24 protein-coding genes and 1 pseudogene are annotated in these 23176 nt (G+C 61.3%); 12 read left to right on the plus strand and 13 right to left on the minus strand.

Going from position 1 to position 23176, the window contains the following annotated elements; genetic code table 11:
- The 3 genes and pseudogenes from hydA to ACD590_RS20945 all read left to right on the plus strand — a co-directional run.
- Positions 1 to 1434 (plus strand): dihydropyrimidinase, encoded by a 1434-nt coding sequence (gene hydA, locus ACD590_RS20935; RefSeq protein ID WP_439003280.1) that lies wholly within the window; start codon positions 1 to 3, stop codon positions 1432 to 1434.
- Positions 1431 to 1844 carry a DUF3830 family protein gene (locus ACD590_RS20940; protein WP_018072093.1) on the plus strand — a complete coding sequence of 138 codons (414 nt, stop codon included), beginning with the start codon at positions 1431 to 1433 and terminating at the stop codon, positions 1842 to 1844. Before hydA ends, ACD590_RS20940 begins: the two co-directional genes overlap by 4 nt.
- Before the next feature lie 469 nt (positions 1845 to 2313).
- A pseudogene (locus tag ACD590_RS20945) lies at positions 2314 to 2520 on the plus strand (hypothetical protein); the annotation flags it as partial.
- 57 nt (positions 2521 to 2577) lie between these two features.
- Here the strand turns inward: ACD590_RS20945 and ACD590_RS20950 are convergent.
- The 6 genes from ACD590_RS20950 to tsaD form a co-directional block, all read right to left on the minus strand.
- Positions 2578 to 4257, minus strand: coding sequence for a glycoside hydrolase family 3 protein (locus ACD590_RS20950; protein ID WP_427148341.1), 1680 nt, complete (start codon positions 4255 to 4257; stop codon positions 2578 to 2580).
- A gap of 81 nt (positions 4258 to 4338) precedes the next feature.
- Positions 4339 to 5022: a class I SAM-dependent methyltransferase gene (locus ACD590_RS20955; RefSeq protein ID WP_427148340.1), complete on the minus strand. Its 684-nt coding sequence runs from the start codon at positions 5020 to 5022 to the stop codon at positions 4339 to 4341.
- Positions 5019 to 5450, minus strand: coding sequence for an EVE domain-containing protein (locus ACD590_RS20960; protein ID WP_003543603.1), 432 nt, complete (start codon positions 5448 to 5450; stop codon positions 5019 to 5021). Before ACD590_RS20960 ends, ACD590_RS20955 begins: the two co-directional genes overlap by 4 nt.
- Before the next feature lie 2 nt (positions 5451 to 5452).
- Positions 5453 to 5746: a YciI-like protein gene (locus ACD590_RS20965; RefSeq protein WP_003543605.1), complete on the minus strand. Its 294-nt coding sequence runs from the start codon at positions 5744 to 5746 to the stop codon at positions 5453 to 5455.
- Positions 5747 to 5755: 9 nt separating this feature from the next.
- The gene (locus ACD590_RS20970) at positions 5756 to 6739 is read right to left on the minus strand and encodes an NAD(P)H-dependent glycerol-3-phosphate dehydrogenase (RefSeq protein ID WP_113542450.1); all 984 of its coding nucleotides are present in this window, start codon (positions 6737 to 6739) and stop codon (positions 5756 to 5758) included.
- The gene (tsaD, locus tag ACD590_RS20975; protein ID WP_439003281.1) at positions 6736 to 7845 is read right to left on the minus strand and encodes a tRNA (adenosine(37)-N6)-threonylcarbamoyltransferase complex transferase subunit TsaD; all 1110 of its coding nucleotides are present in this window, start codon (positions 7843 to 7845) and stop codon (positions 6736 to 6738) included. The genes ACD590_RS20970 and tsaD overlap by 4 nt, the downstream gene beginning before the upstream one ends.
- A 72-nt stretch (positions 7846 to 7917) precedes the next feature.
- Between tsaD and hemC the strand changes: the two genes are divergently transcribed.
- The 6 genes from hemC (at position 7918) to ACD590_RS21005 (ending at position 13774) form a co-directional block, all read left to right on the plus strand.
- Positions 7918 to 8847, plus strand: coding sequence for a hydroxymethylbilane synthase (gene hemC, locus ACD590_RS20980; protein WP_018448223.1), 930 nt, complete (start codon positions 7918 to 7920; stop codon positions 8845 to 8847).
- Positions 8848 to 8854: 7 nt separating this feature from the next.
- Positions 8855 to 9562, plus strand: a complete 708-nt coding sequence (locus ACD590_RS20985; protein WP_439003282.1) for a uroporphyrinogen-III synthase — start codon at positions 8855 to 8857, stop codon at positions 9560 to 9562.
- 68 nt (positions 9563 to 9630) lie between these two features.
- The gene (locus ACD590_RS20990; protein ID WP_439003283.1) at positions 9631 to 10902 is read left to right on the plus strand and encodes a COG4223 family protein; all 1272 of its coding nucleotides are present in this window, start codon (positions 9631 to 9633) and stop codon (positions 10900 to 10902) included.
- Positions 10903 to 10906: 4 nt separating this feature from the next.
- Positions 10907 to 12529 (plus strand): heme biosynthesis HemY N-terminal domain-containing protein, encoded by a 1623-nt coding sequence (locus ACD590_RS20995; protein WP_439003284.1) that lies wholly within the window; start codon positions 10907 to 10909, stop codon positions 12527 to 12529.
- 17 nt (positions 12530 to 12546) lie between these two features.
- Positions 12547 to 13032: a TerB family tellurite resistance protein gene (locus tag ACD590_RS21000; protein ID WP_012759325.1), complete on the plus strand. Its 486-nt coding sequence runs from the start codon at positions 12547 to 12549 to the stop codon at positions 13030 to 13032.
- Positions 13001 to 13774 carry a glutamine amidotransferase gene (locus tag ACD590_RS21005; RefSeq protein ID WP_439003285.1) on the plus strand — a complete coding sequence of 258 codons (774 nt, stop codon included), beginning with the start codon at positions 13001 to 13003 and terminating at the stop codon, positions 13772 to 13774. Before ACD590_RS21000 ends, ACD590_RS21005 begins: the two co-directional genes overlap by 32 nt.
- A 10-nt stretch (positions 13775 to 13784) precedes the next feature.
- Here the strand turns inward: ACD590_RS21005 and ACD590_RS21010 are convergent, their stop codons facing one another.
- A complete protein-coding gene (locus ACD590_RS21010) occupies positions 13785 to 15020 on the minus strand; it encodes an MFS transporter (protein WP_210066593.1) in 1236 nt (411 codons plus the stop codon).
- A 139-nt stretch (positions 15021 to 15159) separates the two neighbouring features.
- Between ACD590_RS21010 and ACD590_RS21015 the strand changes: the two genes are divergently transcribed.
- A complete protein-coding gene (locus ACD590_RS21015; protein WP_018448228.1) occupies positions 15160 to 15450 on the plus strand; it encodes a YggT family protein in 291 nt (96 codons plus the stop codon).
- Entirely contained in the window at positions 15447 to 15758 is a 312-nt protein-coding gene (locus ACD590_RS21020) for a DUF167 domain-containing protein (protein WP_439003286.1), read from the plus strand. The genes ACD590_RS21015 and ACD590_RS21020 overlap by 4 nt, the downstream gene beginning before the upstream one ends.
- 4 nt (positions 15759 to 15762) lie before the next feature.
- On the opposite strand, the gene ppa is transcribed toward ACD590_RS21020, so the two are convergent.
- The 4 genes from ppa to ACD590_RS21040 all read right to left on the minus strand — a co-directional run bounded on the left by ppa (position 15763) and on the right by ACD590_RS21040 (position 21283).
- Positions 15763 to 16296: an inorganic diphosphatase gene (ppa, locus tag ACD590_RS21025; RefSeq protein ID WP_011653868.1), complete on the minus strand. Its 534-nt coding sequence runs from the start codon at positions 16294 to 16296 to the stop codon at positions 15763 to 15765.
- Positions 16297 to 16496: 200 nt separating this feature from the next.
- Positions 16497 to 17003, minus strand: a complete 507-nt coding sequence (locus ACD590_RS21030; RefSeq protein WP_018243937.1) for a GNAT family N-acetyltransferase — start codon at positions 17001 to 17003, stop codon at positions 16497 to 16499.
- A 214-nt stretch (positions 17004 to 17217) separates the two neighbouring features.
- A complete protein-coding gene (typA, locus tag ACD590_RS21035) occupies positions 17218 to 19038 on the minus strand; it encodes a translational GTPase TypA (protein WP_018243938.1) in 1821 nt (606 codons plus the stop codon).
- A 157-nt stretch (positions 19039 to 19195) separates the two neighbouring features.
- Entirely contained in the window at positions 19196 to 21283 is a 2088-nt protein-coding gene (locus ACD590_RS21040) for a M3 family metallopeptidase (RefSeq protein ID WP_439003287.1), read from the minus strand.
- 227 nt (positions 21284 to 21510) lie between these two features.
- Here ACD590_RS21040 and ACD590_RS21045 point away from each other — a divergent pair, with 227 nt between their 5' ends.
- On the plus strand, positions 21511 to 21942 hold the full coding sequence (locus ACD590_RS21045) for a hypothetical protein (RefSeq protein WP_018243940.1): 432 nt from the start codon (positions 21511 to 21513) through the stop codon (positions 21940 to 21942).
- Positions 21943 to 22047: 105 nt separating this feature from the next.
- Here the strand turns inward: ACD590_RS21045 and ACD590_RS21050 are convergent, their stop codons facing one another.
- Both ACD590_RS21050 and ACD590_RS21055 read right to left on the minus strand, forming a co-directional pair.
- A complete protein-coding gene (locus ACD590_RS21050; protein ID WP_012759334.1) occupies positions 22048 to 22689 on the minus strand; it encodes a LysE family translocator in 642 nt (213 codons plus the stop codon).
- A 169-nt stretch (positions 22690 to 22858) separates the two neighbouring features.
- Entirely contained in the window at positions 22859 to 23158 is a 300-nt protein-coding gene (locus ACD590_RS21055) for a putative quinol monooxygenase (protein ID WP_018243941.1), read from the minus strand.
- Between the last annotated feature and the right edge of the window lie 18 nt (positions 23159 to 23176).

The following is a 23176-nucleotide window of genomic DNA, read 5'->3' on the forward strand; positions in this document are numbered from 1 at the left end:
GTGAGCGACTACGATCTCATCATTCAGAACGGCACGGTGGCGACTGCTGCGGATGTTTTCCAGGCGGATATCGGCATTAAAGACGGCAAGATTGTCCAGATCGGGCAGAGCCTGTCGGGTGCTGCGCGCACGATCGACGCCTCGGGCAAATATGTCCTTCCAGGCGGCATCGACAGCCATGTCCATATCTCCCAGCCTTCGGGCGAAGGGATCGAGATGGCGGACGACTTCGAGAGCGGAACGCTGTCGGCGGTGTTCGGCGGCAATACGACCATCATGCCGTTCTGCCTTCAGGAAAAGGGCAAGTCGCTGCGAGAGGTGCTAACGGCCTATCATGCGCTCGCAGAGGGCCAGTGTTATACCGACGTCAGTTTTCATCTGATCATATCCGACCCGAGCGACGCCGTGCTGGGCCAGGAGTTGCCAGCGCTTGTGGCCGACGGCTATCCGTCGCTGAAGGTCTTCATGACCTATGAGAGCCTGCGCCTCGATGACGCGCAGATCCTGAAGACGCTCGATGTCGCGCGACGGACGGGCGCCACCGTCATGGTCCATTGTGAAAACGAGGACGCAATCAGGTTCCTGATCGAAAAACATGAGCTGGCCGGCGACGTTGCCCCACGCGCTCATGCCTCCACCCGTCCGGTCGCTGTCGAACGTGAAGCCACGCACCGCGCCCTGACGCTCGCCGAAATCGTAGACGTTCCTGTTGTCATTGTGCATGTCTCGAACGGCGAGGCGATGGAAGAGATCGCTCGCGCAAGGACGAGAGGCGTCAAGGTCGTCGGGGAAACCTGCCCGCAATATCTGACGCTCACCGCCAAGGACCTCGACGGCATGGATTGGGAGGGCGCGAAACTTGTCTGCTCTCCGCCGCCGCGGGATGAAGATGCCCAGAAAGAATGCTGGCGCGGCATCGAGACCGGGGCATTCGAACTCTTTTCATCTGATCATTGTCCATTCCGCTACGACGACCAGCACGGAAAGCTTAATCCCAAAGGCCGCACGAATTTCAGGCACATTCCCAATGGCATTCCAGGCATCGAAACCCGCCTTCCCATCCTATTTTCGCAAGGGTTCATGGCCGGACGCATCGATCTGCCGCGCTTTGTCGCCCTGACATCAACGAACCATGCAAAGACCTATGGCCTCTATCCACAAAAGGGAACGATTGCCGTGGGGGCGGATGCGGACATCGCGATCTGGGATCCAGCCATCCAGCGGACCATCCGTCATGCGGAACTGCATGATGGCGCAGACTATTCGCCCTACGAGGGGATCGAGATCACCGGCTGGCCGATAACGACAATTGTCGCCGGAAAGCCTGTCGTCGAAAACGGCGTCCTGGTGGGCACCAAGGGCCACGGGCAATATCGGAAAGCCGCGGCGAGACAAATCAACAAGCAGTCAAATCTAACAAGAGCGACATCATGAAACTGAAAATTACAGCAGGGCCATTCATCTTCGACGCTGTCCTGGAAACTGCCAGAGCGCCCAAAACCTGTGAAGCATTCATCAAGCAGATGCCGTTCGATGGGAAAATCGTGCACGTTCGCTGGTCTGGCGAGGGCGTTTGGATCCCGCTTGGCGACCATGATTTCGGCGTCGGTTATGAGAACCATACAAGCCATCCGGCCCCCGGTCATATCATCCTTTACCCGGGAGGCATCAGCGAAACGGAAATCCTGCTTGCCTACGGAGGCGTCGATTTTTCATCGAAAATGGGCCAACTGGCTGGCAATCATTTCATCACAATCACATCCAACCTCGACCAGCTCGCCGAAATAGGCCGCCTCACGCTGTGGGAAGGCGCGCAATCCATTCGATTTGAGGCCGTATCCTAAAGCATGTCGCGCAAAACTGTGCTGCGGTTTTGCGATAACGACATGCGTAAAAACAAAGACCTAAAGCGCCACGAGCGAGGAAAGATCGCGACGCGCTTTAGGCGCAATAGCGCGAGGCGACAGGGTTGACGCCGGCGTGCCAGCAGCGGGTAACGCAGCGGTTGGCACGTTTCCTGCATTCTAGTTTTCGAGATTTTCTTCGAGATTTCCAATGGTGGACGAGGCCCGAAATGTCTTTTGATTTTGACTTCGAACTTGCGAAAAGAGCGGCGCAAGAACTGCCTCCGTCGCAGAAGCAGCCCAAAACGCGTAAGATGTCTCTTCTGCAGAGGCTCATGGCTTCGCCGCCAATTCCTCCTCGCCCGTCTCTCAGCATTCTGCGCCCAGATAGAGGTGATGATGCGCAATGACGCTGTGATACCCCTGTCGAGCAGGTAAGGCAGTGCTGTGCCGATGGTTCTATTCCCGTCGAGGCGTCGTCATTTCTACGGATGCGGTGCGTGCCACACTTGACGAGTTGTGTCGCCGGGATAGTCCAGCGCGGACGCCCAACGTCGAGATCACTCTCTACAAGGCCGTCGGAACGGCGTTGGCTGATCTTGCCGCCGCGACGATGGTGTATGAAGCCGCCTTTGATCGCCGGCTGACGTCTTGTGGTCCGGGCGATCGCGAATGATCGGAACGCGCCTGTTGCCGCGTTCCAATAGGCCGGCAGCCTCTGCTCCCAACGACTTCAATAGCGCGCATCTTCAAGGCCACAGAAAGGGTCTACCGGGTTGGTGCCGAGGAAGGGCTTGCGACCGAGCATACAATCAACGACGGCTTCCTGGACGCTGTCGATGGTGGAGTACGCATTGATATAGGCCGGTACGCGCGGTGCATCGTAAAGGTGATAGGGATGCCCAAATGAGATCATTACGGAGGGAATATTCGTCCACGGTCGGTACATGGCCTTGAAAAGGCCCCCACCACCCATCCTATGCCAGTCGACGAATATCCGGCCTCGTACGAGCAGCGACTCGTCGCCTAGCGCGTAGAGGACGAGGTCGAAGTCGTCGGGGGTCGGCACGATGTCCGGTCGGTCGATCGTTACTTCGAAACCTTCCTTCCGCAACAGCGCGGGTAGCAAGAATTCCAGTGGCTGCGGCATGAGCGGATGAATGATGCCGCCGTCGACCAGCAGCACACGCTTTGTCTTCGCCGGATCGAGCGGAAAGATACCATTGACGTCCTTCACAAGCGTAGGCGAGCGGCCGATGTATTCCCTTGATGCAGCGACATTGTCTGGATGCGCAAGCAGGTGGCGCGCTTCAGCCGCATCGGGGAGGACATCTGACGGTTGAAAAAGTTTGAGATGCGCCTTGAGCGCCAGCACGCGAAGAACCGCTTGCTCAAGTCGTTCCGGAGTAATTCGCCCATCTTCGACGGCAGCCTTGACCGCCGCCATATCCTCCTCAGGTTCATCGCTGAAGAGGATCATGTCGCAGCCATTTGCGATGATATCAGGCAGCGTATCGAGGTGGTGGCCCCAGGCGGACAGCCCTCCCATGGGTGTCGCGTCAGAGACGATGATACCATTGAAGCCGAGTTCATCTCGGAGAAGATCAACGTTCAGCAACCGAGAAACCGAGGCCGGTCGGAAAGCTTCAAGCCCGGCATCTGGTATCTTCGATCGAACATAGGCCGGAAGGGAAATGTGCCCACTCATTATTGCCAACACGCCTTCGGTGATCAGCGTTCTATAAAGCCGACCGAAGGTTTCCTTCCACTCGTCCATGGAAAGCGGGTTGGTGGTCGTAACGAGGTGCTGATCGCGGTCGTCATATCCCTCGCCCGGCCAGTGCTTTGCGGTGGCGGCAACTCCATGTCGTTGGAGACCGTGAACATGGGCAACCGCGTGCCGCTCAATCTTGTTGACATCGGAGCCGTATGACCGTGTACCGACAATCGGTGATCGGAACGCGGTATTTATGTCGATGACTGGCGTGAAGGACCAGCGCACCCCCATCGCGCGGCCCTCGCGTGCCAAGATTTCTGAACTTTTCTCGGTCGCCTGAACGTCGTCGACGGCGGCAAGGCCAAGTTGGCCCAGCACCGGAGTGCCGAAAGCGAAGGAATGACGGCTGCCTTCGAGGTCTGCGCTGATGATGGGCGGGACTTTGCTCTTGGCCACGAGGTCAGAGATGATCCGCCGCTCGAACTCGAGGTCAGCCGTGAAGAAGCGGGTTACGCCGCCCGGCCTGAGTGAAGCAATGCGTTTGAAATCCTCCTCATCCGTCCCGATCATGATCAAGGTGAAGAGTTGGCCGATCTTGTCATCAAGATCGAGCGAGGCATAGGTGTCGTGGAGCCAGGATATCGCAGCGTCGTCGAGGTTGAACGGCGCTTTGCGAAGCTCGTCGTAGATCGTCATAAGTTCCCCCCGTTGATCAACGCTCTGCGGATAGCCCGTGTGAATATGCACGCTATCCCGTCATAAGCCAGCTCGGTGATGTCAGGTTAAGTTCGTCGGGAACATTTTGGATATCTCGTGCGGAGCGAAGCGCCACACCGTCGTCTTCTTGATTTCGCTGTCCTCCAGCGCCCGCGTTACCGGCACCTCATAAACCGCGCAGAATTCCAGTCGCTCTCTCGGCAGGTAACTGCGTCCGGGATCGCCGACCAGCACCCACTTGCCGTCGGCTGCCAGCTTCGCGAACCAGGGAACGAGCGCATCGGCGAAAGCGCGGTCGTAGAAGACGTCGCCGGCAAGCACGATATCAGCGTCGACGGCCTGCCCGATCAGATCGGCGCCGGTAAATCCGAGTGAAACGCGATTGGCCTCGGCATTCAGCCGGACTGCCGTCTCCGCCCAGGGATCGACATCGCTAGCCATGACCTCCCGGGCGCCGGCCATCACAGCCGCAATGCCGACAAGGCCCGAACCGCTGGCGAAATCCAGCACCCGCTTGCCGCGCACCGTCTCGGGATGATCGAGAATGTAGCGCGCCAGCCCCTGCCCGCCCGCCCAGGCAAAAGCCCAGAAGGGCGGCGGCAGGCCGATCGCTTGCAGCTCCTCCTCCGTCTTCAGCCAGAGCTCATGCGCCTCGCTTGCCAGATAGAGCGAAATCTCCGGCACATGCGGCGGCGGCATCAGGCTGGTATTGGCGCGGATGAAAGCTTGCGGATCAGTCTTCAACGCGGCGGATTGTCCAGTCCGCCCATGCGGCAGACTTCGAGATATTCCTCCTCGGTGACCGGCTGCACCGAAAGCCGCATCGAGGTGACGAGCGCCATCTTGGCGAGCTTCTCGCTCGCTTTGACATCCTTCAGCGTCACCGGCTTCGGCACGTCCATGACGGCGCGGATATCGACGCAATCCCACTTCGGATCGCCCTTGGCGGAAGAATCGGGATGCGACAGGGCGCAGACTTCGACGATGCCGACGATCTCCAGCCCGTCATTGGAATGATAGAAGAACCCTTTGTCGCCGATCTGCATCGCCCGCATATTGTTGCGCGCCAGATAGTTGCGGACGCCGGTCCATTCCGTGCCCTTTTCGCCGGCAGCCTTCTGCTGCTCCCAGGACCAGGAAGCGGGTTCGGATTTATAGAGCCAGTGCGCCATGCTCACGCCTCCGGTTTGTTGAAGACCCAGTTGTAGGCCTTGACGTCGACGCTTTCGAATAGTCCGGCCTTGGCATAGGGATCGGCATCGGCAAGCGCTCGCGCCGCCTCTTTCGATTCCGCTTCGACGATGATCAGGCTGCCACAGGGCTTGCCGTCATCATCGAGAAACGGGCCGGCGATCTTCAGCGTGCCCTCGGCGTTCAGCTTGTTCAGATGCTCGATATGCGTCGGACGCGTATCCATGCGCACGTTCAGATGTCCCGGTTTGTCCTTGCAGAGAAGGGCGAAAAGCATGTCTGTCTCCTATTCGGTGGTGATCGGACGCGTCATCAGCTGCTCTATCGCCTCCGCGATATCGAGCCTGCCGTCGATGATGGCGGAAACGGCATCGGTAATCGGCATGCTGACCTTCAATTCCGCCGCAAGCCGCGAGGCGACGGAGGCGGCAAACGCACCTTCCACCAGCGCACCATGCAGGGGATCGGTCTTGTCGCCGCGCCCGAGCGCTATGCCGAAGCGCAGGTTTCGCGATTGATGACTTGTCGCTGTCAGCACCAGATCGCCGAGGCCGGAAAGCCCGCGTACCGTATCCGCCTGCCCGCCCTTGGCGACGACGAAACGCGACATTTCCGCAAGCCCGCGCGCAATCAGCGCCGCACGCGCGGAATCGCCGATACCACAGCCCTCGACGATGCCGCAGGCGATCGCCAGCACATTCTTCAGCGCGCCGCCAAGCTGCACGCCGATCCGGTCGTTGGAGGCGTAGAGCCGAAAGGTTCGGCCTGATATGGCCTGAGCGAGCCGCTCCGCGGTCTCCATGTCGGCTGCCGCGATCGCCATCGCCGTCGGCAAGCCCTTGGCAATATCGGCGGCAAACCCCGGACCGGAGAGCACGGCGATCGGATGGTCCGGCAGTTCCCGCTCCAGCATGTCGGTCAGTAGATTGCCCGTCGTCCGTTCGATACCCTTGGCACAGGTAACGACGACAGCATCCTTGGAAAGATAAGGTCCATATTGCCGCGCCGCATCGGCCTGCGCCTGCGACGGCATCGCAAAAAGCACCATGGAAGCGCCGGCGACCGCATCCGCCTCGGCGGAAAATTCCAGCGTGTCGGGCAGGAGAATGCCGGGCAGCACTGCATCATGCAGCCGTTCGGCCTTCAGATCGGCAATTAGTGACGGATCACGCCCGACGAGCGTCACGGCGCTGCGGCCGGCAAGCGCGATGACGGCGGCAAGCGCCGTGCCGAAAGCCCCCGATCCAACGACGGCGATGTTTTCGCTCATGCCTTGGCCCCTCGTTTTCCGAAGCCGATCAGCGTTTCCGCATTGGAATCGAGCGGCCAGCGCGAACGCGGCTGCACGTCGAGCGTATCCGGCGCGGCACCGGTCGCCATCCGTTCCAGTCCTGCCCAGGCGATCATCACGGCATTATCGGTGCAGAGGTGCAGCGGCGGCGCGACGAAGCGGAAGCCGTTCTTGTCGCACAGTGCCTGCAGCGTGCCGCGCAGTTCGAGATTGGCGGCGACCCCGCCGGCAACGACCAGTGCCGGCTTTTCTCCAGTAACAGAGAATATCGTCGGAAATTCCGTCTTGAACCGCTGCAGGCCGCGGCCGATACGGTCCTTCAGCGTCCGCGAAACTGCCTTCTGGAACGAGGCGCAGATATCCGCCACGTCCTGATCGCTGAGCGGCGCGATATCCTGCGCCGCCTGCCGCACCGCTGTCTTCAGGCCGGAGAAGGAGAAATCGAGCCGTGCCTCGCCGACCAGCGGCCGAGGAAAATCGAACCGATCGGGATTGCCGTCCCGTGCCATCCGCTCCACCGCCGGTCCGCCGGGATAGGGCAGGCCGAGCAACTTTGCCGTCTTGTCGAAGGCTTCGCCGAGCGCATCGTCGATCGTCGTGCCCCAGCGCTCATACCGTCCGACGCCGCGCACCAGGATGAGCTGGGTATGGCCGCCGGAGACGAGCAGCATCAGATAGGGAAAGGACAGCCCGTCCGTCAGCCGCGCCGTCAGCGCATGGCCTTCGAGATGGTTGACCGCATAGAGCGGCTTGCCGGCGGCTCTGGCGATCGCCTTGCCGGTCATCAACCCCACAAGCAACCCGCCGATCAGCCCCGGCCCCGACGTGGCGGCGATGGCGTCGACATCGTTGAGCGACACATTGGCGCGCTTCAGCGCCTCCTCGATCAGCTCGTCCAGTGCCTCGACATGAGCGCGTGCGGCGATCTCTGGCACCACGCCGCCATAGGCGCTATGCTCGTCGAGCTGGGAAAGCACGACATCCGACAGCACGTGGGAATGCCCCTCGGCATCGCGCTCGACGACCGCGGCGGCGGTCTCGTCGCAGCTCGTTTCGATGCCAAGGATGCGTAGAAAGGGAACCATGAAGCCTGTTCGTTGATTGCGATGGGATGGAAACCCGTTTACGAGAACTCCGGTAACAACGGAATAGAGCGGATGCAAACAAAACCTTTCCGGATCGGCACGCGAGGCAGCCCGCTGGCGCTTGCCCAGGCGCATGAGGCTCGCGACAGGCTGATGGCGGCGCATCATCTGCCCGAGGAAATGTTCGAGATCGTCGTGCTGACGACCAAGGGCGACCGCATCACCGACCGGTCGCTGGCCGAGATCGGCGGCAAGGGCCTGTTCACCGAGGAGCTTGAACAGAAGCTTACCGCCGGCGAGCTCGATTTCGCCGTGCATTCCGCCAAGGACATGGCGACGAAGCTGCCCGAGGGACTTTATCTCTCCGCCTATCTGCCGCGTGAAGATATCCGCGACGCCGTCATCGGCCGCACCGCGCGCAAACTGATCGACCTGCCGCATGGCGCCACCGTCGGTTCCTCATCGCTGCGCCGCCAGGCACTGATCCGCCGCATGCGGCCCGACATCAACGTCATCACCTTCCGCGGCCTCGTCGAAACCCGCCTGCGCAAGCTCGAAGCAGGCGAGGTGGATGCGACCCTGCTGGCGCTTGCCGGCCTGAAACGCCTCGGCAAGGTCGACGTGCTGACTGATATCCTTGATCCCGACACCTTCCCGCCGGCGCCGGCGCAGGGGGCGATCTGCATCGAAAGCCGCATCGGCGATGCCAGGGTCGACGATCTGCTGGCGCCGGTCAACGATGGCCCAACCTTCGACACCGTCTCCTGCGAACGCGCCTTCCTCGCGGCACTCGACGGCTCCTGCCGCACGCCGATCGGCGGTTATGCCGTCTGCGAAGGCGATCTGATCCGGTTCTCCGGCCTCATCATCACCCCCGACGGCCGCAGCCAGCATGCGGTGACGACCGACGGCCACCGCCGCGATGCGGCAGCACTCGGCACCCGCGCCGGCCAGGACGTGCGCGCAAGGGCCGGCAGCGCCTTTTTCGACGACTGGCACTGAAGCGGCCATGCGTGTGCTCGTCACCCGCCCCGCGCATTCGGCGACGAGAACCGCACAACGTTTGCGCGATCTGGGCCACGAGCCCCTGCTGCTGCCGCTGCGTCAGCCCCTGCACGACAGCGCCGCCGCCCTAGCCGCGCTTGCAACCACCAGCGGCGCAATCGCCGTGACCAGCGCCGAAGCCATCAGGGTCCTCTCCGCTCTCGGGGAGCAACTTCACCCGCATCTTGCCCGCCCGCTTTTTGCGGTGGGCGAAACGACGGCCGAAGAAGCGCGCAGCCTCGGCTTCCGATCGGTCGCCTCATCCCAGGGCAACGGCCGCGATCTCGCCGATCTCGTCGCGTCGGAGAAACCGGGCACGCTGCTCTACGTCGCTGGCACCCCGCGCGCCGAGACTTTGGAAGGAAGGTTGCGCGAGCTCGGCATCCATTTTTCCGTCGCCGAATGTTATCGTATGCAACCGGTCGTCCCCAGCCCGGCCGAGATCGAATCGATTTTCTCCGGCCCTCACCCTCAGGCTATTCTCTTCTATTCCCGGCAGACGGCCGAGGATTTTTTTCGCGCGCCGGAACTGCGATCGGCCGTGCCGGAACACAGCGGAATCCGCCTTCTCTGCCTCAGCGAGGCGGTATCGCAAGCCATCCCGACCGCTTTGAAAAAAAACGTAACGATTTCGCCGATGCCGGATGAGAAAAGCCTTTTGTCGCTGCTTTGAAGGCTCTAGCCGCCCAAATTTGATCTAACCTCTTCCCTTAACTGGCATCACTGTCTAGTTTCGTTGCAATGCAGAATAAAGAGGATCTCATGGTATCGGGAAACCCGCCACGCCATTCGAAGAGCGCCGACGAGCCGGTCACGATCGACCTCGATGCACAGGAATTCGCCGCTGCAGCCGATACCGAAAAACCGGTAGACAATGAAACTGCCGACGCCGACAGCCCCGCTGCCGCCGATGTCGGCCTGCCGCCCGAAACCGAGACTGCGTCGCATGCCGAAGATGAAGAGAAGCCTGTGATGGATGCGCCGGAGGAGGAACCGGCAGCTCCAGAACCTTCCTTTACCCCTCCTCCCGAACAGCCTGCGCCGAAGAGCGCCGGCACCTCCGGTCTCATTGCCGCCGGCATTTTCGGCGGCCTGGTGGCACTGCTTGGCGCCGGCGCCATCCAGTATGCGGGTTACCTCCCGGGCTCCTCCGCGCCGCAGACGACCTCGCCGGAAACGGCCGATCTTGCCGGCGAGATCGACGGCCTGAAACAGGCCGTCGCCAACCTTGCCGCCAATCCGGCGAGCGCGGATAATGGTGAGCTTGAGAAGCGGATCGCTGCGCTGGAAACGGCTGCGAAGGCCCCCGCGGTCGCCGCACCGGCCGATTCTGTTAACGTCGAGGCACTCAACCAGAAGATTGCGGAACTGACCGGTCAGGTCGACCAGCTGCGCTCGACCCTTGCCCAGTCATCCGAGCAGCAGACGACGAACGGCGCCGATATCGCCAAGCGCCTCGAAGAGGCCGAAAAGAAGCTGAACGAGCCGCGCGAGGACGTCGCCGTTGCCCGGGCGATCGCCGCTGCCGCCCTGAAGGCGGCGATCGATCGTGGTGGCCCTTTCCTGGCCGAACTCGACACCTTTGCCGGCGTCGCACCCGACGATCCAGCCGTTGCCGACCTTAGAGCCTTTGCCGAGACCGGCATTCCCTCACGCGCCGAGCTGGTGGGCGAGGTTCCCGATGTCGCCACCGCGATCGTCGAAGCCGTCAACCAGCCGGATCCGCACCAGAGCTGGTCGGACCGGTTGATGTCGAGCGCCAAATCGCTGGTGAGCGTCCGTCCCGTCGGCAATATCGAGGGCGAAAGCGTCGAAGCCATCGCCGCCCGCATGGAGGACAAGGTGAAAAGCGGCGACCTGCCCGGCGCATCCGCCGAATGGAACAATCTGCCGGCCCTCGGCAAGCAGGCGTCCACCGCCTTCAAGCAATCGCTCGAAGCGCGCATCCGCGTCGAGGAACTGGTCGGCGGGGCGCTGTCGAAAGCGGTTTCCGGCACCGGCAAGGAAGGATGAGACCATGCTGATCCGCCTTGTCGTCTTCGCCCTCTTCGTGCTGCTTCTCGCCTATGGCTTCTCCTGGCTCGCCGATCGTCCCGGTGACCTCTCGCTGATCTGGGAGGGCCAGATCTACCAGACGAGGCTGATCGTCGCCGCCAGCGCGATCATCGCTCTCATCGCCGCCGTGATGATCGCCTGGTGGTTCGTCCGTCTCGTCTGGACCTCGCCGCATTCGGTGACGCGCTATTTCCGCGCCCGCAAGCGGGACCGCGGTTATCAGGCGCTGTCGACCGGCCTGATCGCCGCCGGCGCCGGCAACGCGCTGCTCGCCCGCAAGATGGCCGCCCGCTCGCGTGGCCTCATCCGCGCCGACCAGGAACCGCTGATCAACCTGCTCGAGGCCCAGGCCGCCCTGATCGAAGGCCGCCATGATGAGGCACGCGCCAAGTTCGAGGCGATGGCCAACGATCCAGAGACGCGCGAGCTTGGCCTGCGCGGCCTCTATCTGGAAGCCCGCCGTCTCGGGGCCAACGAGGCGGCCCGCCAATATGCCGAAAAGGCTGCCGACAACGCGCCATATCTGCCCTGGGCCGCACAGGCGACCCTCGAATATCGCAGCCAGGCCGGCCGCTGGGATGATGCGATCCGCCTGCTCGAACAGCAAAAGGCCGCCCGCGTCGTCGAAAAGGCCGAAGCCAACCGTTTGCACGCCGTCCTCCTGACGGCGCGCGCCGGCGAGAAGCTGGAAAGCAACCCGACAGGTGCCCGCGACGACGCCCTGCAGGCGCTGAAGCTTGCCGCGGATTTCATTCCGGCCGCCCTCATTGCCGCAAAGGCGCTGTTTCGCGAGGGCGGCGTGCGCAAGGCCGCCTCGATCCTCGAACAGGCCTGGAAATCGGCGCCGCATCCTGAGATCGGCCAAGCCTATGTCCGGGCCCGCAGCGGCGATTCCACGCTCGACCGGCTGAAGCGTGCCGAGCGGCTGGAAGGGCAGCGCCCGAACAACGTCGAATCCCTTCTCGTCGTCGCCCAGGCAGCCCTCGACGCGCAGGAATTCGCCAAGGCTCGCGCCAAGGCGGAAGCAGCGGCGCGCATGCAGCCGCGTGAAGCCGCCTACCTGCTGTTGGCCGACATCGAAGAAGCCGAGACCGGAGACCAGGGTCGCGTGCGCCATTGGCTGGCCCAGGCGCTCAAGGCGCCGCGCGATCCGGCCTGGGTGGCAGACGGCTTCGTGTCCGACAAATGGCTGCCGGTATCGCCGGTGACCGGCCGTCTCGACGCCTTCGAATGGAAGGCGCCCTTCGGCCAGATCGAGGGTCCGCTCGAAGACGGTTCGGCACCGGCCTCGATCGAAACGGCTTTGAAGACATTGCCGCCGCTGCGTGACGTCAGGCCGGAAAGCCCGGTTAACGACCATCGCATCATTGAGCTGGAACGCGCCGCGACGATTGCCGAGGCTGTGCGCCCCACGCCGGCACCGGCACCGACATCGGCAAAACAGAAACCCGTCGAACCGGCCGCGGGCGATAAAGCGCCGGCGCCGAGCGAGGCAAAACCTTTCTTTGGCGGACGGCCGGATGATCCCGGCGTTCGCGATCCCAGGGTGGAACCGGAACCCAAGACACGGCTCCGCCTTTTCTGAAATGGAACGAAAACCGCATGTTCGAACGCTTTCAGGCATTCTTCCAGAATCTCACCGCCGACCACCCGAAGAAAGGTTTTGCCCCTGATGATCCCCGCATCGCAGTGGCAGCGCTCTGCATGCAGGTCATGGAGGCAGACGGTCAGATCAAAGCCAGCGAGAAGAAGCGGCTGCGCAAGCTCCTGAAGGAGCAGTATGCACTCGACGGCAAGCAGCTCGATGCTCTGATAGCCGCCGGCCTTGAGGCCGAAAGCTCCGCCGTCGACTATTATCGCTTCACCGCCGACCTGAAACGTCATCTTAATACCGAGCAACGCCTCGAGCTGATCGGCGTCCTCTGGGACATCGTCTATGCCGATGGCGAACGCAGCGAGATGGAAGACCATGTGATCTGGCGTATCGCCGATCTGCTCGGCGTCTCCTCGCGCGAGCGCATCCAGAAGCGGCAGGAGGCCGCCGCCAGGGTGACGGATGTCCAGGTTGCGCAAGATGATACCGACTGAGCAAAACCAGAACCGCGACCAGCGCCCGATCCTCATCGTCCTGCATCAGGAGCGGTCGAGCCCCGGCCGTGTCGGCCAGTTGCTCATCGAAAAGGGCTATCGCCTCGATATCCGTCGCCCGGTTCTGGGCCAGCCGCTTCCGACAACACTTGAAGACCATGCCGGCGCCGTCGTCTTCGGCGGGCCGATGAGCGCCAACGATCCCGATGACTTCATCAAGAAGGAAATCGACTGGATCGATGTTCCCCTGCGGGAAAAACGCCCCTACCTCGGTATCTGCCTCGGCGCGCAGATGCTGGTGCATCATCTCGGCGGCAAGGTGCAGTCGAATGCCGACGGCTCGACGGAGATCGGCTGGTATCCGCTGCACCCGACCGAGAAGGGCCGGCTGCTGATGCACTGGCCGAGAATGGTCTATCATTTCCACCGCGAGGGCTTCGAGCTGCCGCGCGGCGCCGACCTCCTGGCCGAAGGCGATGCCTATCCGAACCAGGCCTTCCGCTACGACGGCAATGCCTGGGGCCTGCAGTTCCACGCCGAACTGACCCGGGTGATGATGCATCGCTGGGTCGTACATGGCGCCCATCGTTTCATCCTGCCGAATGCCCAGCAGGGCCGCGAACATCTCGAAGGCCGCATGCTGTTCGACGCGCCGCTGAAAGCCTGGTTGACCGAATTTCTCGACATCGTCTTCGAGGGAAAGACGGCGAAGGCGACGTCCTCTATCGCCATCCGCGCATAGTCGATTCCGACTATGGAGTGGGCGCGTCCAGCGTATCGATCCTGCGCAGCTTGGGGAAACTCGAAGCCCAGATCGCCGCCACGACAAGCGTTCCGATCCCGCCGATGACGACCGCCGGCACCGCGCCGAAGATCGCCGCCATCGTACCCGCCCTGAATTCCCCGAGCTCGTTCGAAGCGCCGACGAAAACCATGTTGACCGCATTGACGCGGCCGCGCAGCTGATCCGGCGTCCAGAGCGCAATCAGGCTCTCGCGGACATAGACCGACACCATGTCGGCCGCCCCCATCAGCGCCAGCGCCGCGATCGAGACTTCGGTGTTGGTCGATATGCCGAAGATGATCGTTCCGACGCCGAACAGGGCGACGCCGATGAACATGTAGATGCCGGCGCGATGTCTGAGCGGATAGGCGGCAAGCAAGACCGCCATGACGATGGCGCCAAGGCCGGGTGCGGCGCGCAGCAGTCCGAGGCCCCACGGCCCGAGAGTGAGGATATCGCGTGCAAAAATCGGCATCAGTGCCGTCGCGCCGCCGAGCAGCACAGCGAAGAGATCGAGCGAGATCGCGCCGAGCACCACCTTTTCGGCGCGGATGAAACTGAAGCCACCAAGGATCATCGCCCAGCTCTTGGTCTCGCCGGTCGTCTTCTGCACCGGTTTCGGGATCATGTAGAGAAGGGCGGCGCCAAGCACGGAAAAGATCACCGCCACCGTATAGGCGGTCGTTGCGCTGACGCCGTAAAGCAGACCGCCGAGCACCGGGCCGGTGATTGCCGCGAGCTGCCAGGACGACGAATTCCACGCGATGGCATTGGAGAGCGCCTCCTCCGGCACGAGATTGGGTGCCAGCGACTGCACTGCCGGTGACATGAAGGCGCGCTCGATGCCGAAGATCAAAAGCACAGCGAAGACAGGCAGCGGCGTAAAGCTTCCCATCAAAGTCATCACAAGCAGCGCTAGCGTGCAGAGCGCGCTCACCAACGAGCAGAGTGCGGCAATCGCCCGGCGATTGTACCGGTCGGCTACCGAACCGGTGACGAGGATGAGCAGCAGCGACGGCAGGAACTGCACGAGACCGATCAAACCGAGATAGATCGCGCTGCCCGTCTGATCGTACATCTGCCAGCCGACGGCGACGCTGACGATCTGCTGCGAGAAGGAAAGCAGGAAGCGCGCGAAGAAGAACCGCGTGTAGGACGAATGCCGGAACGCGGCAAAACGGTCTCCGGTGGGCGAAAACGACATGAAGGTTTTCCGAGGAGACGGGCGCCGGAATAGCGGCAAAGCCGCCCGTTAAACATGATTCACCGTGCGTTTCCACACGGCACTTGCTCGTTTAGTCGCCAATGTCTACATGTCTGTCAACAACGAATTGGAGACGACGATGTTTGCGCTGTTTCAAACCATTGATTTGGCTTTGAATATTTACACCTGGATCCTGATTGCCAGTGCCATTTTTTCCTGGCTCTATGCCTTCAATGTTATCAATTCCAGCAATCAGTTCGTCAATTCGGTCGGCACATTCCTCTATAATGTCACCGAACCGGTGCTGAAGCCGATCCGCCGCCTGCTGCCGAACCTTGGCGGCATCGACATTTCGCCGATCATCCTGCTGCTGATCATCTTCTTCCTGCGCACCCTGCTTTGGACCACGCTGTACCCGCTGGTCGCTTGAGCCGTCCCTGGATCCTTTTCGATGACCATCTGCGCCTCGCCGTCCGGCTGACGCCGAATGGCGGGCGGGACGCGATCGATGGCATCGAGGCCGACGCCGAGGGTGAAACGTTCCTGAAGGCACGCGTCACTGCCGTGCCCGAGAAAGGCAAGGCCAACAAGGCACTCATCCTTTTGATCGCAAAATCCCTGCGCATTCCCAAATCCAGCGTCAGCCTCGTCTCGGGTGAGACCGCGCGCAAAAAAATCCTCCGGATCGACGGCGACCCGGAGGATTTGGTAAAAAAGCTCGAGATAGTTTTAGGCTGAGCGATCAGCCTTTCTTCTTGGCGCGCTCGACGGCTTCGAGGATGAGTTCGCCGGCTTCCTTGGAGTCGCCCCACCCGAAGATCTTCACCCACTTGCCGGGCTCCAGATCCTTGTAGTGCTCGAAGAAGTGCTCGATCTGCTTCAGCGTGATCTCCGGAAGATCGGTGTAGTCCTTCACCTTTTCATAGCGCAGCGTCAGCTTCGGCGACGGCACGGCGATGATCTTCTCGTCCTTGCCGGAATTGTCTTCCATCTTCAGGACGCCGATCGGGCGCACATTGATGACGCAGCCGGGAACCAGCGGGCGGGTGCTGGCGATCAGGACGTCGATCGGGTCGCCGTCTTCCGACAGCGTGTGCGGCACGAAACCATAATTGCCCGGATAGGTCATCGGCGTATAGAGGAAACGATCGACCACCAGCGTGCCGGCTTCCTTGTCCATCTCATACTTGATGGGGTGACCGCCGACAGGAACCTCGACGATAACGTTGACGTCCTCAGGTGGATTGTTGCCGATTGAAATGGCGTCGATGCGCATAAGAAACTCCCGCGAGGTTGAATTTGCTGGCAGCCAGATAATCAGTTTCATGTGGCAACGCAACATCGCACAGCGCCAATGCTTGACTGCACCGGGCCACATTCACATCAAAAGTTTCCAAGAGGAGATAGGCGAACGCCGACTCCAGCGCCGCACGTCTTTTCTGACGCCAAAGGAGGCTGTGGCACTTTGAAGGGCGTTCAGCTCCAGATGAAGCCGATCTTCTTCAATTGCCTGTGGTCGAAACTCTCCATGCCTTCGCAGAAATCGACGCCGCCATGATTGCGGTAGAAGTCGCTGGCGTTCTCGTTTTCCTCGAGGCACCAGACAACCAGCCCGTTGCAGCCGAGCGACTTCAAGAGCCGGCGCGCCTCGCCGAACAGCATCCTGCCGAGGCCGATGCCCTGATACTCGGGCCGAAGATAAAGCTCGTAAATCTCGCCTTCCTGCGGCAAAGCGCGGGCGCGGTTGAGGCCGAGCGTCGCGTAGCCGGCGACTGTCCCGGCAACATCGAGAACCAGCAGCGTTGCCGGGCCGCGCGTTGCCTTGCGCCACCAGCTTTCGCCGCGACGCTCGATCATCTGCGTCAGTGCGCGATGGGGAATGATGCCCGCATAGGTGTGTTGCCAGGCAAGCCTGTGTGTTTCCGATATGGCTCGGGCATCTTGCGGCTCGGCCCGCCGGACATCGATCGACAACGTCTTCATAACGTTTACTCTGGTCCCGCCGAGGGCAATTAACCATATGCACAGCGGCATTGTGATCGATTGCCCACAGACTTGATATGTGGACGACGATCAAAAGTTAACGCTTTTTTAACGATTGTCACAAGATGGAATCGACGCGGCGCACAATAAAAAACCCCGGCGTGAAGGCCGGGGTTTAAAGGATTTCTGAAAGAGTGCGACGCGCTTCAGGCTCTCAGAGAGCGGCCTTCGACTTTTCGAAACGCTTGCGATCGTTTGCGTCGAGATACATCTTGCGCAGACGAATATTCTTCGGTGTCACTTCCATCAGCTCGTCGTCCTGGATCCAGGAGAGCGCGCGATCAAGCGTCATGCGGATCGGCGGCGTCAGCTTCACCGCTTCGTCCTTGCCGGCGGCGCGGATGTTGGTGAGCTGCTTGCCCTTCAGGACGTTGACTTCAAGGTCGTTGTCGCGCGAATGGATGCCGATGATCATGCCGGCATAGACCTTTTCGCCCGGCTCGATGATCATCGGGCCGCGATCTTCCAGGTTGAACATCGCATAGGCGACGGCTTCGCCGGGAGCGTTGGCGAGCAGCACGCCGTTGACGCGGCCACCGATCACACCCTTGTAGGGCTGGTAGTCATGGAACAGGCGGTTCATGATCGCCGTGCCGCGCGTGTCCGTCAGCAGTTCCGACTGGTAGCCGATCAGGCCACGGGTCGGTGCATAGAAACGCAGGCGGAGACGGTTACCGCCCGACGGGCGCAGCTCGACCATTTCGGCCTTGCGCTCGGACATCTTCTGCACGACGACACCGGAATGTTCTTCGTCGACGTCGATGACGACTTCCTCGACCGGCTCAAGAAGCTGGCCGCTTTCATCCTTGTGCATCACGACGCGCGGACGCGACACGGCAAGCTCGAAGCCTTCGCGACGCATGGTTTCGATGAGAACGGCGAGCTGAAGTTCGCCGCGGCCGGACACGTAGAACGAATCCTTGCCTTCGGCTTCTTCGATCTTCAGGGCGACGTTGCCTTCTGCTTCCTTGAAGAGACGGTCGCGGATGACGCGTGAGGTCACCTTGTCGCCTTCGGTGCCCGCCAGCGGGCTATCGTTGACGATGAAGGACATGGTGACGGTCGGCGGATCGATCGGCTGCGCCGGCAGCGGTGCGGTGATCGAAGGATCGCAGAAGGTATCGGCGACCGTGCCCTTGGAAAGGCCGGCGATCGCAATGATATCACCTTGATGCGCTTCTTCGATCGGCTGACGTTCGATGCCGCGGAAGGCGAGGATCTTGGAAATACGGCCGGTTTCGATCGTCTTGCCGTCAGCGTGGAGAACCTTCACTGCCTGGTTCGGCTTGATGGAACCGGAATTGATGCGGCCGGTGATGATGCGACCGAGGAAGGGGTTGGCTTCGAGGATCGTACCGATCATCGTGAACGGGCCTTCGTGGACGGTCGGCTCCGGAACATGCTTGAGCACCAGGTCGAGAAGCGGCGTAAGACCCTGATCCTTCGGACCTTCCGGATTGACGTTCATCCAGCCGTCGCGGCCCGAACCGTAGAGGATCGGGAAGTCGAGCTGCTCGTCGGTCGCGTCGAGGTTTGCAAAGAGGTCGAAGACTTCGTTGATGACTTCTTCGTGGCGGCCATCCGGACGGTCGATCTTGTTGATCGCGACGATCGGGCGAAGGCCAACCTTCAGCGCCTTGCCGACCACGAACTTGGTCTGCGGCATCGGGCCTTCGGACGCATCGACGAGAACGATCGCGCCATCCACCATCGAGAGAATGCGCTCGACTTCACCACCGAAGTCGGCGTGGCCGGGGGTATCGACGATGTTGATGCGGACACCCTTCCATTCCACCGAGGTCGCCTTGGCGAGAATGGTGATGCCGCGTTCTTTTTCGAGATCGTTCGAGTCCATCACGCGCTCAGCGACACGCTGATTTTCGCGGAACGAGCCGGACTGCTTGAGAAGCTCATCCACCAGGGTCGTTTTGCCATGGTCAACGTGCGCGATGATCGCGATATTGCGAAGTGCCATATGTGAAATCTCTGAAGCTGGGGCGCACGCTCTAGAGGGCGCGCCTATTAGTTTGGGGCGTCCATACAGTTTTTTTTGCGTTTGCGAAAGGGGGGAACGCGCAAAAGCTGCGGCAAGGCTGTCGCCCCGCCGCATCATCGCATGTCATCAAATTGTCTTAGGCGTCGCTGCCTGTCAATTCCTCGAAGGTCGAAAGTCCTTTTTTGACGAGCATCGCATCCGGGCTCGGCAGCTTGCCGCGGAAGGCCTTGTAGGCGTCCTCCGGATCGACCGAACCGCCGACGGAATAGATATTGTCCTTGAGCTTGCGCGCCATCTCGCCGTTGAAGGCGTCTCCCGTCTCCTCGAAGGCGGCGAAGGCGTCGGCGTCGAGCACCTCAGACCACATGTAGGAGTAATAACCGGCCGAATAACCGCCGGAAAAGATGTGCTGGAAGTGCGGCGTCGCATGGCGCATGACGATCGACTTCGGCATGCCGATCTCGGCCAGCACCTCGCTCTGCACCGCCATCGGGTCCTCGACGGTCGTTCTCGTGTGAAACGCCATGTCGACCAGCGCCGACGAGGTGAACTCGACCGTATTGAAGCCGGCATTGAAAGTGCGCGCTGCCAGCACCTTGTCGAGCAGGGCCTGCGGCATCGGCTCGCCGGTTTCGACATGCACGGCATACCGCTTCAGGATAGCGGGCACCGTCAGCCAGTGTTCATAGAGCTGCGACGGCAACTCGACGAAGTCGCGCGAAACGCCGGTGCCCGAAACCGAGGGATAGGTGACATTCGAAAGCATGCCGTGCAGCGCATGGCCGAATTCGTGAAACAGCGTGCGGGCATCATCGAGCGACAGCAGCGCCGGCTTGCCTTCCGCCGGCTTGGCGAAGTTGCAGACATTGTAGATGATCGGCAATTCGCCGTGGCGGCCATCCTTCAGTTCCAGCCTGTGCTGCGATTGCAACGAGCTCATCCAGGCGCCGGAACGTTTCGAGCTGCGGGCGAAATAATCGCCGAGGAACAGGGCGACGAGCTTGTCCTCGCGGTCCCTGATTTCGAACACCCTGACATCCGGGTGATAGGCGGCCACGCCCTTCTTCTCGACGGCGCGGATGCCGAACAGCCGGCCGGCCACGTCGAAGCAGGCTTCGATGATCTTCTCGAGCTGCAGATAAGGCTTGAGCTCGGCTTCGGAGAAATCGAACTTCCGTGCGCGGATCTTTTCGGCATAGTGGCGCCAGTCCCAGGGCATCACCTCGTGGTTCCGGCCTTCCTCGGCGATCAATGCGGCGATATCGACCTCCTCCTCGCCGGCGCGTTTCACCGCCCGCGCCCAGACGGCCCTCAGCAGGCCGTTCACCGCATCCGCCGTCTTCGCCATCGTGTTGTCGAGCTTCAGCTCGGCGAAATTGCCGTAGCCAAGCAGCGTCGCGACCTGATGGCGCAGCGCCAGCGTTTCCCTGATGACCGCGCGGTTGTCCGTCTCCCCGTCATTTTCGCCGCGCGCCACCCACGCCTTGAAAGCCTGCTCGCGCAGATCGCGGCGCTCCGAAAAGGTCAGGAACGGCTCGATGATCGAGCGTGACAGCGTCACCGCATATTTGCCCTCTTCGCCGCGTTCGCGCGCTGCCGCCGCCATCGCGTCACGAAGGAATTCCGGCAGGCCCTCGAGCTCGGCGTTGTCCGAAAGGACCAGTGCCCAGGCTTTCTCGTCGGCCAGCACGTTCTGGCCGAATTGCGTCCCGAGGCCGGCAAGCTTTTCATTGATCGCGGCGAGTTTTTCCTGTTCGGCCTTGTCAAGCTTGGCGCCCGATTTGACGAAGCCTTTCCAATGGCGTTCCAGCACGCGTGTCTGCTCGAGCGTCAGGCCAAGCGTCTCGCGATTCTCCCAGAGCGTGTCGATACGGGCAAAAAGCGCCGCATTCATCCCGATCTTCGAATAGTGGCGCGACATCTTCGGCGAGATCTCCCGCTCCAGCGCCTGGATCACATCATTGGTATGCGCGCCTGCTTTGTTCCAGAACAGCGCCGAGACACGCGACAGTGCGTCGCCGGCAATCTCCAGCGCCACGACCGTATTGGCGAATGTCGGCGCATCGCCGTTTCCGGCGATCTCGTCGATCTCCTTTTCATGCGCGGCAAGCCCGGCCTCGAAGGCGGCGGCAAAATCACCGTCATCCAGGGCATCGAAACGCGGCAGGCCGTGAAGACCGTCCCAGGTCACCAGCGCCGGATTGAAATCATGTGGAGAAGGCATCGGAGAATTCCTTTTGGCATGCAGATGGATCGTCAATATAGGAGAGCCGTCGTGAAATTGGTATGTTGCCGGGTAGGGCCTTTTGCCCCGTCTGCCAATCTGATGGACGTCCGTCAAATCTGGTGGACAACAATTGATACGTGAAAATTAACCAATCGTTAACGATTGACGCGAATCACGCGCAGGCGCTAGTTTTCCGATGTTCTTCTTGTAAGGGGACATGCGCCATGGAAATTTTTTCTGTGCGGTCTTCTCAGAGTTTGCTTTTTAAAAACAATCCGAATAACGCAAAAAGTTCGAAGACCTCTGATATTGAAATCGAGACCAGAGCTGTCGCCCCGGCCTCGTTCCAGATCGAAGACGAAGTTGGCGAAGGCCCGGATTTCACCGCGGTCAGCCCTGGAGAGCTGCGCAATTACGCACGCCAGAGCTTCGACAGCGGCCTGATCGATCAGAATACCTACGCCGCGATCTCCGAACCGCTGCCGATGCATGCGATCGATCCACTCGGCAACGTCATCGATCTCTCCAGCGTCACCGACGGCACCAGCTTCAATTTCCTCGATTATTACAAGAACCAGCTGCAGGTCGCCATGTCGATCGGCGATGCCAACGAGGTCCAGACGCTAAAATCGATCGTCAATTTCCTCGATGGCTGATCGGAGCATGACGCCGAAAAGTGCGCAGCGGTTTTAGGATAGCGACATGCATAACAACAAAGACAAGCGCGTCGCATGATTCAAGTTTGGCGCGACGCGCTTTAATCAGGCCTTGCGCCAGCCGAGCAGGCCGGGCGTTGCGTGCCAGAGCGCCTGGGCGGCAAACCCCATGAAAAGCACGCCGGAGCAGCGCACGATCAATCGCTCATGGGCGCGATAGAAGCGCCGCACCGTACCGGCGCCGATGATGCCGATCAGGATGATGTCGGCAGTCACGAAACCGACGAACGACACGACGAGAAGCACCGGCAACGCCTCGAAATCAAGCGCGCCGGCCGAGCCTGCAACCAGTGCGGTGAAGGTGGCGAGCGCCACCGGATAACCCTTCGGATTGGTGACGCCGAAGATCAGACCGCGGCGAAACGGCCGCTCGACCACAACAAGTGCCTGCCCTTCCGCTTTCGGCTTGGCATTGACCGCGCTCCAGCCGATCCAGGCGAGGTAGAAACCGCAGGCAAGGCCGAGCAGGTCGAAGACGAAGGTTCCGATCGTCTTTGCGCCGACGATCGCGATCAGCGCCAGCGACGACCAGATGAGATCCCCGACCAGATGCCCCATCATGAAGAAGGCGCCGGCCTTGCGGCCCTGCCCGGCGCCGATGCCGAGCAGTTGCAGGAAGGCAGGTCCTGGAATGAGCACGTAGAAGAGCGCCGCCAGAAAGGCGCCGAAGAGCAAAGACTGCGTCATGGAAATGCTCCGGAGGATGATGACGCCAGACTAAGCGATCACAGCCATCCGTCTAGGCCCATCCCACAAGCCGACATCGTTGGGGTACTTCTGACCGCCACAGGACAGCTTAAATGCAAGCGTTCGAATCGCACCGGTGGCCGCGGTGGTACTGTCGTGTTGCTGGGAACTATCCGACCTCTACCGCCTCCAGCACCCAGGCCGTTCTCTCTGCCAGTTCGGGAATCTTGGCCAGATAGGCTTGATAATGGGGTGTCATGCGATGCACCTCGACGGCGGCGGCGTCCAGATAGAGTTCATCGAGCACGTATCGCTCGCCATGCGCCCGGTCGCACCAGACATCCCAGCGCAGATTGCCGGGTTCGGCCCGGCAAAGCGGTGCCATGCCAACAAGCAATGCTCGTAACTCGACGGCCTTTCCGAGATGAGCTGTCAGGATGGCTGTGATCTTGGTCGGCGACTGTGTCATACAGAACGCTCCTGATGG

The sequence above is a fragment of the Rhizobium sp. 862_C5_N1_2 genome (assembly GCF_051811205.1).
Classification (GTDB): Bacteria; Pseudomonadota; Alphaproteobacteria; order Rhizobiales; family Rhizobiaceae; genus Rhizobium; species Rhizobium leguminosarum.

Bases quoted from the DNA above. Each gene is read 5' to 3' on its own strand.
- ACD590_RS21010 (WP_210066593.1), bottom strand. From the start codon at position 15,020: ATGTCGTTTTCGCCCACCGGAGACCGTTTTGCCGCGTTCCGGCATTCG.
- ACD590_RS20940 (WP_018072093.1), top strand. From the start codon at position 1,431: ATGAAACTGAAAATTACAGCAGGGCCATTCATCTTCGACGCTGTCCTG.
- ACD590_RS20995 (WP_439003284.1), top strand. From the start codon at position 10,907: ATGCTGATCCGCCTTGTCGTCTTCGCCCTCTTCGTGCTGCTTCTCGCC.
- ACD590_RS21000 (WP_012759325.1), top strand. From the start codon at position 12,547: ATGTTCGAACGCTTTCAGGCATTCTTCCAGAATCTCACCGCCGACCAC.
- ACD590_RS21040 (WP_439003287.1), bottom strand. From the start codon at position 21,283: ATGCCTTCTCCACATGATTTCAATCCGGCGCTGGTGACCTGGGACGGT.
- ACD590_RS20985 (WP_439003282.1), top strand. From the start codon at position 8,855: ATGCGTGTGCTCGTCACCCGCCCCGCGCATTCGGCGACGAGAACCGCA.
- ACD590_RS21030 (WP_018243937.1), bottom strand. From the start codon at position 17,003: ATGAAGACGTTGTCGATCGATGTCCGGCGGGCCGAGCCGCAAGATGCC.
- ppa (WP_011653868.1), bottom strand. From the start codon at position 16,296: ATGCGCATCGACGCCATTTCAATCGGCAACAATCCACCTGAGGACGTC.
- ACD590_RS20950 (WP_427148341.1), bottom strand. From the start codon at position 4,257: ATGACGATCTACGACGAGCTTCGCAAAGCGCCGTTCAACCTCGACGAC.
- ACD590_RS21005 (WP_439003285.1), top strand. From the start codon at position 13,001: ATGTCCAGGTTGCGCAAGATGATACCGACTGAGCAAAACCAGAACCGC.
- ACD590_RS21055 (WP_018243941.1), bottom strand. From the start codon at position 23,158: ATGACACAGTCGCCGACCAAGATCACAGCCATCCTGACAGCTCATCTC.
- ACD590_RS21015 (WP_018448228.1), top strand. From the start codon at position 15,160: ATGTTTGCGCTGTTTCAAACCATTGATTTGGCTTTGAATATTTACACC.
- ACD590_RS20960 (WP_003543603.1), bottom strand. From the start codon at position 5,450: ATGGCGCACTGGCTCTATAAATCCGAACCCGCTTCCTGGTCCTGGGAG.
- ACD590_RS21045 (WP_018243940.1), top strand. From the start codon at position 21,511: ATGGAAATTTTTTCTGTGCGGTCTTCTCAGAGTTTGCTTTTTAAAAAC.
- ACD590_RS20965 (WP_003543605.1), bottom strand. From the start codon at position 5,746: ATGCTTTTCGCCCTTCTCTGCAAGGACAAACCGGGACATCTGAACGTG.
- ACD590_RS20990 (WP_439003283.1), top strand. From the start codon at position 9,631: ATGCAGAATAAAGAGGATCTCATGGTATCGGGAAACCCGCCACGCCAT.
- tsaD (WP_439003281.1), bottom strand. From the start codon at position 7,845: ATGGTTCCCTTTCTACGCATCCTTGGCATCGAAACGAGCTGCGACGAG.
- ACD590_RS21050 (WP_012759334.1), bottom strand. From the start codon at position 22,689: ATGACGCAGTCTTTGCTCTTCGGCGCCTTTCTGGCGGCGCTCTTCTAC.
- typA (WP_018243938.1), bottom strand. From the start codon at position 19,038: ATGGCACTTCGCAATATCGCGATCATCGCGCACGTTGACCATGGCAAA.
- ACD590_RS20970 (WP_113542450.1), bottom strand. From the start codon at position 6,739: ATGAGCGAAAACATCGCCGTCGTTGGATCGGGGGCTTTCGGCACGGCG.
- hemC (WP_018448223.1), top strand. From the start codon at position 7,918: ATGCAAACAAAACCTTTCCGGATCGGCACGCGAGGCAGCCCGCTGGCG.